This is a genomic window from Rhizobium terricola, from assembly GCF_012927355.1.
Lineage (GTDB): Bacteria > Pseudomonadota > Alphaproteobacteria > Rhizobiales > Rhizobiaceae > Allorhizobium > Allorhizobium terricola.
The window spans coordinates 1,291,250-1,303,677 of record NZ_JABBGK010000001.1 but is presented as its reverse complement, the minus strand read 5'-3'; the positions used below and the strand labels follow the sequence as shown (position 1 = coordinate 1,303,677).

Below are 12,428 nucleotides of genomic sequence, written 5' to 3'. Positions count from 1 at the left end.
GACGCTGCTCATTGCCCCAAGTCGACGCGGTGTAGCGGTTGATGGACCGCATATCGTTTGCCGATCTCTTGCTGAGGCGCGCACGGCGCTTCACCGCGTAGCGTCCGCGATATCTTCGTCAAGGAGCTTTTCGAGGAAATCATCCTCGGCAAATCCGCCGCGCCGCGCCTGTTCCAGACCGATGTCGATCTCACGACGGAGTTCCGCCAGCTTGCGTTCGCGTTCTTTGAGCCCTTCGAGTGCGTCGCGTACGACTTCGTTCGCTGTCGCATAGCGGCCGCTATTCACCTGGGCCTCGATGAAGTCGTCCCAGTGCTTGCCGAGATTGAGGCTGGTATTGGCCGTGGCCAGTCTCCTCCAAGGAGTTGTGCGCCGCCATCCAAATATAGGTTGAAACGGCGCAAAAGCAAAGTCTGGTTCAGAACCCCGCCCAGACCCTTACCGGATTGGTCGGGTCCATCAGCAGCTTGGTGGCGAGCGCCACGCAGGTGACGATCAAGAGCGGCTTGATCAGCTTCGCGCCGTTCTTCATGGCGAGCTTGGAGCCCGCCTGGGCCCCGAGGAACTGGCCGAGCCCCATCAGCAGGCCGACCTTCCACAGCACGACTCCATTCAACAGGAAGACGAGGAAGGCGCCGACGTTGGAGGAGAGGTTCAGGAGCTTGGTATGCGCGGTCGCCTTCAGCACGCCGAAGCCGGCGAGCGACACGAAGGCCAGCATGAAGAATGAGCCGGTGCCGGGGCCGAACACGCCGTCGTAGAAGCCGATCAGCGGTACGAAGGTGATGCCGAACAGAAAGGGCGTCATGCGCTGGTGGCGGTCGACATCGGACAGATTGGGCTTCAGCGCGAAATAGGCGGCGATCGCGACAAGCAGGAAGGGCATCAGCGCCCGCAGCACGTCGCCGGGCACGACGGTCGCCAGAACGGCGCCCAGTGCACCGCCGAGCCCGGCGAGTGCGGCCATCGGCAGCTGGCTCCTCAGGTCGACATGGCCCTTGCGCGCATAGGCGAGCGTTGCGGATCCGGCGCCGAACATCGATTGCAGCTTGTTGGTCCCGAGCGTCTGGAGCGGCGGTATTCCGGCGATCAGCATGGCCGGCAGGGTGATCAGGCCCCCGCCGCCGGCGATCGAATCGATGAACCCGGCAATGAAGGCGGCGAGGAAGAGCAGAAGCAGGCTCTGGAAGGCGAGTTCGACCACGATGACCCCGGAAAGGCGGATGTGCAAGGAGCGGCACTCTTGCACCATGTCGCCGCCTGGAGCAACACGGCAGGCCCACCCGAGGGGTGGCTTCCTGCCACCTTCGCCGCATCCCACACACAATCCGGCGCAAACGGATTTGACCGCCCATGTCGCCTTCGCTAAAGCTCTTGTCCATGTGCGACGGCGCCTGTTCGACAGGCTGGAAATAGTCCGGTGCGGCCGACCCATTCCGGGGGCCAAGTCCGGAGCTGTCCGTAAAGGCCATGGAGCCCCGCGCGTTGCGTGACGGTTCCGGCGCTTCGTACATGCGGAAAACGAAGCAGGAGGCCAATTCATGTCGGAAAAACTCGGAATCATGGTGTGTGGCCATGGCAGCCGCAACCAGAACGCGGCAAAGGAATTCGCCGTCATCGCAGAGGCGCTCAGGGCGCGAAACCCCGACATGCCGGTCGAATACGGTTATCTCGAATTCTGCAACCCGGTGATCTCGGCCGGTCTCGACAGTCTCAGGGCGCAAGGCGTGACGCGTGTTCTCGCCGTGCCCGGCATGTTGTTTGCCGCCGGCCATGCGAAGAACGACATTCCTTCCGTGCTCAACACCTACCAGGCCCAGAACCCGGGCATGGTGATCAACTATGGCCGCGAACTCGGCATCGACCTGAAGATGATCCGCGCCGCCGGCGACCGCATCCAGGAAGCGATCGACGAGGCCAATGCCGAACTCGGCTTCGTCGACAAGCACGACACGCTGCTGATGGTCGTCGGACGCGGCTCGTCCGATCCCGACGCCAATTCCAATGCCTCCAAGGTCATGCGCATGCTCTGGGAAGGCATGGGCTTCGGCTGGGGCGAAACCTGCTACTCGGGCGTTACGTTCCCGCTCGTCGAGCCGGGCCTGACCCATGCGGCCAAGCTCGGCTACACGCGCATCATCGTCTTCCCGTACTTCCTCTTCACCGGCGTGCTGGTGAAGCGCATCTATTCCTACACCGACGAGGTGGCCGCGCGTCATCCGGAAATCCAGTTCGTCAAGGCGAGCTATCTCAACGACCACCCGCTGGTGCTCGACGCCTTCCAGGACCGGGTCAAGGAAATCCTCGAAGGTGCGGCGGTGATGAACTGCCAGATGTGCAAGTACCGCGAGCAGGTGCTCGGCTTCGAGGCCGATATCGGTCAGCCGCAGGAAAGCCATCACCATCACGTGGAAGGCATCGGCGGCGGCCTGGAAAACTGTCCGTGCAAGGGTGATTGCGATGCCTCCTGTCGCGATCCCGATTTCTGCAAGGAGCATGGCTTGCCCTGGACACCTGTTCATTCCCATGCCGAACCGCACAGCCTCGAACCGGCCTTCGACTACGGCGCTTCGACCACGCTTGGCGGCAAATACGGTCACCTCCTGAACGCCGCTCCCGATGCCGGCCTCGATGTCGTGATGAACACGCCCTCAAGCGGCAAGAGCCACGGTCACGAACATGGGCCCAATTGCGGCTGTGGTCATCATCACGACCACGACCATGGTCACCACCACCATGACCACGACGCCCACGATCACCACCATCACGATCATGGGCACGATCACGACCATGGGCACGGGCATTCCCATGATCATGCACACCACGATCATCATCACGCCCCTTACCCCCATGCTGACCATCCGCTCGGCCCGAAGTCGATGCAGAAGAAGAAGTGATGGGGCACGCGGCCACAACACCCCCCTCTGCCCTGCCGGGCATCTCCCCCTCAAGGGGGGAGATCGGAAAATGGCGCGCGCCTCGTCCTGGCAACGGTCGTGCGGCGGGCCTCGGCATGGGGGTCTGTTTCCGACTTGCGGTCAGCAGGGGAGCCATGGTCCTTGCGGTAATTGTCTCTGGAATCGCGGGCGCCTTCGCTCATAACCTTGAAGCTATGACGAGGCTTCTCCGTGGATCGATCTCCCCCCTTGAGGGGGAGATGCCCGGCAGGGCAGAGGGGGGTAACCTTTGACCATCCCGCTCGACTACATCCGCGATCCCGCCGAGATCTACCGTCAGTCCTTCGAGACGATCCGCACCGAGGCGGACCTGTCGCGGTTTGCCGGTGGCATGGAAAAGCTGGCGATCCGGCTGATCCACGCCTGCGGCATGGTCGATCTCGCCGATGACATCGTCTTTTCCGGTGGCGCCTTCGAGGCCGGTGCCGCGGCATTGGCCGGCGGTGCGCCGGTGCTCTGCGACGTGGAAATGGTTCGCCACGGCATCATTCGTCGCCTGCTGCCGGCGCAAAACGAGGTCCTGTGCCTGCTGAATGACGAGCGCGTGCGCCCGAAGGCAGTCGAGATCGGCAATACCCGCTCGGCCGCCCAGGTCGATTTGTGGGACGACCGCCTGGCCGGTGCAGTGGTGGTGATCGGCAATGCCCCGACCGCACTCTTCCGCCTGCTGGAACGGCTCGATGCCGGCGCGCCGAAGCCGGCGCTGATCCTCGGATTCCCGGTCGGCTTCGTCGGCGCCGCCGAAAGCAAGGATGCGCTGATCGCCGACAGCCGCGGCGTGCCGTTCATCGCGGTTCGCGGCCGCCGCGGCGGCTCGGCCATGGCGTCGGCCGCCGTCAATGCGGTCGCGGGGGGGCTCGGCACCAATGACTGATACCACACCCGTCGGCGCGCCCTGGCTCACCATCATCGGAATCGGCGACAACGGGCTCGCCAGCCTGACGCCGCAGGCGCAGGCATTGCTCTGGCAGGCCGAAACCATCGTGCTGGGCGAGCGGCTCGACGGCGTGCTCGAAGGCGGTCATCTGCCGGGCCTGAAACGGATCCTGACCTGGGGCGCGGGTTTCCGCGAGACGCTATCGCAGGTGCTGAAGCTGCGCGGGTCGCCGGTCACGGTTCTGGCGACCGGGGACCCGATGCATTTCGGTATCGGGGCGACGCTCCGCCGCTATGTCGCGGCGGACGAAATGCTGATCCTGCCGTCGCCCTCCGCCTTTTCGCTGGCCGCGGCCCGCCTCGGCTGGCCGCTCCAGTCGGTGGCGCAGATCTCGCTGCACGGCCGCCCGCTTACCCATCTCAACCGTCATCTGCTTCCGCGTGCCCGCATGCTGGCGCTCACCTCGGATGCGGGTACGATCGCTGGCGCTGCGGCCCTGATGGTCGGTCGCGGCTTCGGCGCGTCCGTCCTGACGGTGCTGGAGCACATGGGAGGTGAGGCGGAGCGTGTCATTGAGATGACCGCCACGGAGATCCTCGAGACCCGGCCGTCCTTTTCCGACTTCAATACGCTGGCGATCGATTGCGCGTCGGAATCGCCGCTGCTGTCGCCGGTTCCGGGCCTGCCGGACGAGGCCTTCCGCCATGACGGCCAGCTGACCAAGCGCGAAATCCGCGCCGTGACCCTGGCCCAGCTCTCGCCGTTTCCCAACGCGCTGCTTTGGGATGTCGGCGCCGGTTGCGGCTCGATCGCCATCGAATGGATGCGCGCCGGCATGGGCACGCGTGCCATCGCGGTCGAGGGCAGGGCGGACCGTGTCGCGATGATCCGCGCCAATGCCGACGCGCTTGGCGTGCCCGATCTCGAAATCGTCGAGGCGGTGGCGCCGGAGGGGCTCGAAGGGCTCGACCCGCCGGACGTGGTGTTCATCGGCGGCGGCATCAACAACGAAGGTCTGTTCGAGGCCTGCTGGGATGCGCTCGCCCCGGGCGGTCAGTTGGTCGCCAATGCCGTCACCATCGAAGGCGAGGCGCGTCTCGCCGATCTCCGTGGCGCTTTCGGCGGAGAGCTGATCCGCCTCTCGGTCGCCCGCGCCGCGCCCGTCGGCCGCTATTGCGGCTGGAAGTCGCTGATGCCGGTGACGATCTGGTCGGTTGTGAAGGGTGGGGGAGAATGACATTTCGAACGAGCCCCTCATCCCCCTGCCGGGACCTTCTCCCCGTGAACGGGGAGAAGGGGGCAGAACGCCGGCCGCTTCGGCCTTCTCCCCGCCTGCGGGGAGAAGGTGGCAGCAGCCGGATGAGGGGCGATGTACATGCGAGGAGCAGTACACATGACCGGTAAACTCTACGGCCTCGGCCTCGGCCCCGGCGACCCGGAGCTTCTCACCCTCAAGGCCCACCGTATCCTGACCGGTGCGCCGGTCGTAGCCTATCCGGCCCCGGATACCGGTCCGAGCTTTGCCCGCCAGATCGCGGCCCCCTATCTCAGGGCCGACCAGCTGGAGGTGCCAATCGTCGTGCCGATGCGCGTCGAGCGGTTTCCCGCGCAGGAGATCTATGACGAGGCGGCGGAAACGCTGGCGCGCCATCTCGATGCCGGTTCCGACGTAGCGGTGCTGTGCGAGGGCGATCCCTTCTTCTTCGGCTCCTTCATGTATCTCTTCGAGCGTCTGTCCGGCCGCTACGAGACCGAGGTCGTGCCGGGCGTGTCGTCCATGATGGCGGCGGCCGCCGCCCTCGGGCGCCCGCTTGCCGCGCGAAACGACGTGCTCTCCATCGTGCCGGGACCGCTCGACGACGAGACCATGCGGACGCGCATCGAGGCCGCTGGAGCGGTCGCGATCATCAAGGTCGGGCGTCATTCTGCCCGTATCCGCGCGCTGATCGAGGCCATGGGGCTGACGGCCTGCGCCGGTTATGTCGAGCGCGTCAGCCTGCCCGAACAGCGCGTCATGCCGCTCTCCGCCGTGCCGGAAAGTGCGGCCCCCTATTTTTCGATGATCCTGATCTACAAGGGCGGCGAGGGCTGGAACGCCGCGCTGTCGCGCACCACCATGGACGGCGCGTCATGAGTGAGCCCGTTCCAGCCGTCGTGATCCTCAGCGACGCGACCCTGCCGCTTGCCGGCCGGATTGCCGCCGAGATCGGTGGCGAGGTGCACGGCGCAGCGGCGCGCGTGACGGCGGCCGACCGGCATTTCGCCTCGGTCAAGGAACACGTGCAGGCCCTGTTTGCCGAAGGCCGGCCGATCGTCGCCGTCATGGCATCCGGCGCGGTCATCCGGATCCTGGCGCCGCTTCTGGCCGACAAGCATTCGGAACCGCCGGTGCTTGCCGTGTCCGACGACGGCGCGAGCGTGGTACCGCTTCTCGGCGGCCATCATGGCGCCAATGATCTGGCCCGCCGCATCGCCGCTGTCCTTGGCGCCCATGCCGCGATCACCACCGCCGGCGACCTCAAGTTCGGCATCGCCCTCGACCAGCCGCCGGCCGGCATCGTCCTTGCCAATCCGCCTGCCGCCAAGGCCGTCATGGCCGAGCTGGTGGCAGGGGCGGGGGTGCGGCTTGATTTCCCTTCTCCCCGCTTGCGGGGAGAAGGTGCCCGCAGGGCGGATGAGGGGCGGCAAGACGAGCCCCTCACCCCAGCCCTCTCCCCGCAGGCGGGGAGAGGGAGTGCAGCCGCCTGGCTCATCCAATCCAGACTTCCATTCCATCAAGAGGCCCGCGTGACGCTAACTGTGACCCCAGAAAACAAGACCGCCGGCGAGATGGAACTCGTCTATCACCCGAAGACGCTGGTACTGGGCATGGGCTGCGAGCGCCATGCGAGCCCGGAGGAAGCGATTGCGCTTGCCGAGCAGGCGCTGGCCGGCGCGAACCTCTCACCGCTGGCGCTCGCTGCCGTCTGCTCGATTGATCTGAAGGCCGACGAGACCGCCATCCATGCGGTTGCACAGCATTTCGGCGTGCCGGCGCGCTTCTTCACTGCCGCCCGGCTGGAAGAGGAGACGCCGCGGCTGAAGAACCCGTCCGACGTGGTGTTCGCCGAGGTTGGCTGCCATGGTGTCGCGGAAGGCGCGGCGCTGGCCGCCGCCGGGTCCGACGGCGCGCTCATCGTCGAGAAGATCAAGTCGAAGGGCGCGACCGCGGCAATCGCCGAGGCGAGCGACGTGATCGACCCGATGACGATCGGCCGTGCCCGTGGCAAGCTCTTCGTGGTCGGCATTGGCCCGGGAGCCGACCAGTGGCGCTCACCGGAAGTCTCGGCCATGGTGTCCGCCTCGACCGATCTCGTCGGCTATTCGCTCTATCTCGATCTGCTCGGTCCGCTGGCCGAGGGCAAGACCCGCCACGATTTCGATCTCGGCAAGGAGGAGGCCCGCGTGGTGCGGGCGATGGAACTGGCAGGCGAGGGGCGCACCGTCGCGCTCGTCTGCTCCGGCGATGCCGGCATCTATGCCATGGCGACGCTGGTGTTCGAGCTCTTCGACAAGGGTGGCATTTCGGATGCCGCCAGCCGGATCGAAGTGCAGGTCTCGCCCGGAATTTCGGCGCTCCAGGCCGCTGCCGCCCGCATCGGCGCGCCGCTCGGCCACGATTTCTGCACCATTTCGCTGTCCGACCTGCTGACGCCGTGGGAGCATATCCAGCGCCGCGTGAAGGCGGCCGGCGAGGGCGACTTCGTCATCGCCTTCTACAACCCGGTCTCGATGAAACGTCGCACCCAGCTCGCCTTTGCTCGCGACAAGCTACTGGAATACCGTCCCGCCTCGACCCCGGTGATCCTCGCCACCAATCTCGGCCGCGACGGCGAGCATGTGCGCACCGTGCCGCTCGGCGAACTGAACGTCGATGACGTCGACATGCTGACCGTGGTTGTGGTCGGCTCGTCGGAGAGCCGCACCGTGACGACCGGTGACGGCAAGACCTGGGTCTATACGCCTCGCGGCTATTCGGGGAAGGCGGACACGGGGATGAAGGCGTGAAGGCTCTTTCCAACACTGTCCTCGTGCACAGTTCACCCCCCTCTGGCCTGCCGTCCATCTCCCCCTCAAGGGGGGAGATCGGATTGCGGTTGCCGCCGTCTGTAATCGCAAGCCGGCTTTCGGGGCAGGGCTTCCAATTGATTTCAACATCGGCCGGAGAGCGCGTCTCGTGCCCCGTGCCGATCTCCCCCCTTGAGAGGGAGATGCCCGGCAGGGCTGAGGGGGGTAACGCTCCCGCAGGTGTAAGGAGAGCAGCATGACCGTCTATTTCATCGGTGCCGGACCGGGCGCCCCCGACCTCATCACCGTGCGTGGCCTGAGGCTGATCGAGCGCTGCCCGGTCTGCCTCTATGCCGGTTCGCTTGTGCCGGAGGAGATCGTTCAGGCGGCGCCCGAAGGCGCGATCGTCAAGGATACCGCTCCGATGCACCTCGACGAGATCGTTGCCGACATGGTCGCCGCCCATGGCCGTAGCGAGGATGTCGCGCGCGTGCATTCCGGCGACCCCTCGATCTACGGCGCGATTGCCGAGCAGATGCGGCGTCTCGATGCCGCCGGCATTCCTTATGACGTCGTGCCCGGCGTGCCGGCCTTCGCCGCGACGGCCGCCCGGCTGAAGACCGAGCTGACGCTGCCCGAGATCGCCCAGACCGTCATCGTCACGCGCACCGAGATGAAGGCATCCTCGATGCCGGAATTCGAGACGCTGGAGATCCTGGGCAAGTCGCGGGCGACCCTTGCGATCCACCTGTCGATCCGCAACCTCACCCATATCCGCGACACGCTGACGCCCTACTATGGCGAGGATTGCCCGGTGGTCGTCGCCTATCGCTCGACCTGGCCGGACGAGCTCTTCATCCGCACCACGCTGAAGGACATGGCCGAGGAAGTGCGCAAGGCGAAGATCACCCGAACGGCCCTCATCATGGTCGGCAAGGTCTTCGGCCATGTCGAGTTCCGCGACAGCGACCTCTACAATTCGCAGTTTTCCCACGTGCTGCGAAACGTCGGCAAGAAAAAGAAGAAGGGCGCCGCCGAAACCTGACGGCGTCCCCTTTGCAGGTGACTGCCAATCGGTATGCTCGCCGCCGAACCTCAGTTATGCTCGTCCCGCATCAAGGGAGCGAGTCGATGTCGGGCGAAGACACCATCACGGAAGGCGGCTGCCGTTGCGGCCAGGTGCGGCTGAAGGTCAAGGGGCGGCCGGTCATGACCATGGCCTGCCACTGCGTCGGCTGCCAGAAGATGACGTCGAGTGCCTTCTCGCTGAGTTCGCTTTATCCGGAGGACGCCTTCGGATATTCCGGCCTGGAGCCGGTGATCGGCGGGCTGCACGGGGATTTGCGCCACTTCTTCTGCCCCCATTGCCTGAGCTGGCTGTTCACCCGTTTCGACGCCATGGGACCCTTTGTCAACGTGCGGTCCACAATGCTCGACAATGCCGCGACCTTCGAACCCTTCATCGAGACCTGCGTCGCCGAAAAGCTGTCCTGGGTGACGACGCCGGCGCGCCACAGTTACCCGCAGTTCCCGCCGATGGAGGACTTTCCGCGTCTGATGGCGGAATTCGCCGCAAACGATCTCTGAGCGTGGCCACGGCATATCAAATACGATAAGACGGCGGCTTCGTTTTTTCGTTCCAACCAGCATTCCGGCGGTTTCATGCACAAGGTCATCTTCGATACGGATCCGGGCGTCGACGACGCCATGGCGCTGCTTTTCCTTCATCATCATCCGGACATCGATCTCCTCGGTATCACGACGGTGTTCGGCAATGCCTCGATCGAGACCACCACGCGCAACGCGCTGTTTCTGAAACGCGAATGGAAGATCGCCGCCCCGGTTTCGCGCGGCGCCGGCGAAACCTTCATTCCTCATCGCGTGAGCCATGAGCCGCCGAAGTTCATCCACGGCGACGATGGCCTCGGCAATATCGGTGTGCCCGAGGTGATAGACCTGCCGCTCGATCCGCGGCCGGCCCACCGCTTCATCGTCGAGACGGTGAGGGCCAATCCGGGTGAGGTGACGCTCGTCGCCGTCGGCCGCATGACGAACCTCGCCAACGCCTTGAAGGAGGATCCCAAGATCGTCGACTTGGTGAAGGAGGTCGTCATCATGGGTGGAGCCTTCGACGTCAACGGCAATGTTACGCCAGCGGCGGAGGCCAACATTCACGGCGATCCGGAGGCGGCCGACGTGGTCTTCACGGCCGCCTGGCCGGTCGTCGTCGTCGGCCTCGACGTCACGACCAAGACGGTGATGACCCGCCAGCAGCTCGCCGACATCCGCGATGCCGCCGGCTCCAGCCGCGCCAAGCTGCTGTTCGATCTTTCGCAGTTCTACATCAAGTTCTACGAAAGCCGTGTGCCGGACGGCATGGTGGTCCACGACAGCTGCGCCTGCGCCTATGTCGTGGCGCCGCATCTTTTTACGACGCGTTCCGGATCGATCCGTGTCGTCTCGGGCGGGATCGCCGACGGCCAGACCATCCAGAAGCCCGATCATATCGGTTTCGGCCCCAGCGAGTGGGACAACCTGCCGAGCCAGAAGATCTGCACCGGGATCGATTCGGAAGGGGTCCTGAAACTGATCCACGACGCGATCGTCGCGGTCCGTGAGGATTGAGGACTTCACGAAAGAAGGGGGAAACTTTTTCCGTCAGGAATGGCGGGGAACCGAGAGATCGGACGCCCGCGTGACCGTGTGGAAAACTGAAACGCTGCCGATCAGCGGCTGATCATTACCACCCGAAGGCCTATCTCCCGGGCCGCGGCGATCTTGCCGTAGCCCGCTGCCCCACCGGAGTTGCGGCAGACGAGATGCGTGACCCCGTGGGTTGAAAAGAGATCCGCCTCGCGGGCCGGATCTTCCGAGGGTTTTCCGACGATAAGGGTATAGTCGGCAAAGGCGAGCGGCCCGGCCGGCTCGTCGACCATGCGGATGACGAACCGGCAGTCGTCGCGGCTCGAGAATGCGTCGAGATACTGCCGCCCCAATGCCAGGAACACGACCGCGCCCGAAGGCAGCGCATGGGCCGCATCCGCAAGCGTCGAAACCTCCTGCCACCGATCACCGCGCTGGCGCTGCCAGCCGGGCCGGACGACGTGCTCCAGCGTGACCCCGGTCTCCGCAGCCGCGCGGATCGCATTTTCGGAAATCCTCCGTGCGAAGGGATGGGTGGCGTCGATGATCCGCGTCACGCCGTTTTCGCGGACGTAGGCGATGAGGCCCTCGACCCCGCCGAAACCGCCGATCCGCACGTCGCCGGGCGGCAGCACCGGTTCGCGGGTTCGGCCGGCGAGCGAGGTGATGACACGCGTACCGCCGTTCGCCGTCATCTGTTCGGCCAGCCGGAATGCCTCGGCCGTACCGCCGAGGATCAGGATCGTCTCCGGATGCTCAGACGGCATGGGCGATGATCTTCCCCTGGCGGTCGGTCACGACGACGTCGACCGCTACCTCGGCGCCACGCAGGGTGTCGAGTGCAGCCTGTCGCGCCGCCGTGGCGACGGATGAGGCGAGATCGATTCCATTTTTGTTTGCTAATTCATATATTTCTAACGCAGTGTTCGCGTCGAGCATCTGCTGCCTGACTCTAGGGGAGAGCGCCGCGTCGTCGATCAGGCCGGCGAGGAAAGCGTTGTCGACCTGGCTGCGCGACGAATGCAGGTCGAGCGCCCCTTGGGCGAGCTTGGCCATCTTGGCGAAACCGCCGGCGATCGTCAGGCGGGGAACAGGGTGTGCCCTCAGGTATTTGAGCAGCCCGCCGGCGAAATCGCCCATGTCGAGCAGCGCACCGTCCGGCAGGCCATGCAACGCTTGCGCGGCCTTTTCCGACGTCGAGCCAGTCGCCCCGAGCACATGCGGCATGGCTTCCGCCCGTGCCACGTCGATGCCGCGATGGATGGAATGGATCCAGGCGGCGCAGGAGAACGGATTGACGACGCCCGTCGTGCCGAGCACGGAGAGCCCGCCGACGATCCCGAGCCGCGGGTTCCAGGTCTGGGCCGCGATCGTCTCGCCGCCGGGAATGGCGATGGTGATCTCGACGTCGGCCGGCAGTCCGTGCGCGCCGCAAAGCTCCTCGACCACGCCGGTCATCATGGCGCGGGGAACGGGATTGATCGCCGGTTCGCCGACCGCGATCGGCAGGCCCGGCCGGGTGACGGTGCCGACCCCGTCGCCCGCAGCAAAGCGGATACCGCTTCCGGGCGGCAAGGGTCGCACAGAGGCGATTACGGTCGCCCCATGTGTCACATCCGGATCATCGCCGGCATCCTTGACGATGCCGGCCATCGCATAGCCGTCGCCGAGGGCCTCGAGCGCCAGCGCGAAGGCCGGTTCCTGGCCGCGCGGCAGGCGGATGCTGACCGGGTCGGGGAAGTCTCCGGTGATCAGCGCGGTGAGCGCCGCCTTGGTGGCCGCCGTCGCGCAGGCGCCGGTCGTCCAGCCGGTCCTGAGCGTACCTTCCGGCTTCTCGGCACGGTCGCTCGGGGCTTGGGGGGGAACGGATGCGGTCGCCTTGGTCATGTCCCCGTTATAGGCGA

12 protein-coding genes are annotated in these 12,428 nt (G+C 65.7%); 8 read left to right on the top strand and 4 right to left on the bottom strand.

Annotated elements, in window-relative coordinates:
• Nucleotides 1-90: 90 nt before the first annotated feature.
• Together HHL25_RS06170 and HHL25_RS06165 are read right to left on the bottom strand one after the other, a co-directional pair.
• Nucleotides 91-351 (bottom strand): type II toxin-antitoxin system ParD family antitoxin, encoded by a 261-nt coding sequence (locus HHL25_RS06170; protein ID WP_169589626.1) that lies wholly within the window; start codon nucleotides 349-351, stop codon nucleotides 91-93.
• Nucleotides 352-418: 67 nt separating this feature from the next.
• A complete protein-coding gene (locus HHL25_RS06165; RefSeq protein WP_169589624.1) occupies nucleotides 419-1,204 on the bottom strand; it encodes a TSUP family transporter in 786 nt (261 codons plus the stop codon).
• 337 nt (nucleotides 1,205-1,541) lie between these two features.
• Here HHL25_RS06165 and HHL25_RS06160 point away from each other — a divergent pair, with 337 nt between their 5' ends.
• The 8 genes from HHL25_RS06160 to HHL25_RS06125 all read left to right on the top strand — a co-directional run bounded on the left by HHL25_RS06160 (nucleotide 1,542) and on the right by HHL25_RS06125 (nucleotide 10,506).
• A complete protein-coding gene (locus tag HHL25_RS06160) occupies nucleotides 1,542-2,897 on the top strand; it encodes a sirohydrochlorin chelatase (RefSeq protein WP_169588249.1) in 1,356 nt (451 codons plus the stop codon).
• 295 nt (nucleotides 2,898-3,192) lie between these two features.
• Nucleotides 3,193-3,831 (top strand): precorrin-8X methylmutase, encoded by a 639-nt coding sequence (locus HHL25_RS06155; RefSeq protein WP_315853050.1) that lies wholly within the window; start codon nucleotides 3,193-3,195, stop codon nucleotides 3,829-3,831.
• Entirely contained in the window at nucleotides 3,824-5,071 is a 1,248-nt protein-coding gene (gene cbiE / locus HHL25_RS06150) for a precorrin-6y C5,15-methyltransferase (decarboxylating) subunit CbiE (RefSeq protein ID WP_169588245.1), read from the top strand. The genes HHL25_RS06155 and cbiE overlap by 8 nt, the downstream gene beginning before the upstream one ends.
• A 156-nt stretch (nucleotides 5,072-5,227) precedes the next feature.
• A complete protein-coding gene (cobI, locus tag HHL25_RS06145) occupies nucleotides 5,228-5,968 on the top strand; it encodes a precorrin-2 C(20)-methyltransferase (RefSeq protein WP_169588243.1) in 741 nt (246 codons plus the stop codon).
• Nucleotides 5,965-7,881, top strand: coding sequence for a precorrin-3B C(17)-methyltransferase (gene cobJ / locus HHL25_RS06140; RefSeq protein WP_169588241.1), 1,917 nt, complete (start codon nucleotides 5,965-5,967; stop codon nucleotides 7,879-7,881). Before cobI ends, cobJ begins: the two co-directional genes overlap by 4 nt.
• A 256-nt stretch (nucleotides 7,882-8,137) precedes the next feature.
• A complete protein-coding gene (cobM, locus tag HHL25_RS06135; protein ID WP_169588239.1) occupies nucleotides 8,138-8,926 on the top strand; it encodes a precorrin-4 C(11)-methyltransferase in 789 nt (262 codons plus the stop codon).
• Nucleotides 8,927-9,012: 86 nt separating this feature from the next.
• Nucleotides 9,013-9,468: a GFA family protein gene (locus HHL25_RS06130; protein WP_169588237.1), complete on the top strand. Its 456-nt coding sequence runs from the start codon at nucleotides 9,013-9,015 to the stop codon at nucleotides 9,466-9,468.
• A 75-nt stretch (nucleotides 9,469-9,543) separates the two neighbouring features.
• A complete protein-coding gene (locus HHL25_RS06125; RefSeq protein WP_169588235.1) occupies nucleotides 9,544-10,506 on the top strand; it encodes a nucleoside hydrolase in 963 nt (320 codons plus the stop codon).
• Nucleotides 10,507-10,607: 101 nt separating this feature from the next.
• On the opposite strand, the gene HHL25_RS06120 is transcribed toward HHL25_RS06125, so the two are convergent.
• Nucleotides 10,608-11,291, bottom strand: coding sequence for a cobalt-precorrin-6A reductase (locus HHL25_RS06120; protein ID WP_169588233.1), 684 nt, complete (start codon nucleotides 11,289-11,291; stop codon nucleotides 10,608-10,610).
• Complete coding sequence (locus HHL25_RS06115; protein ID WP_169589622.1) at nucleotides 11,281-12,411, bottom strand: cobalt-precorrin-5B (C(1))-methyltransferase; 1,131 nt, start codon at nucleotides 12,409-12,411, stop codon at nucleotides 11,281-11,283. Before HHL25_RS06115 ends, HHL25_RS06120 begins: the two co-directional genes overlap by 11 nt.
• Nucleotides 12,412-12,428: the final 17 nt, after the last annotated feature.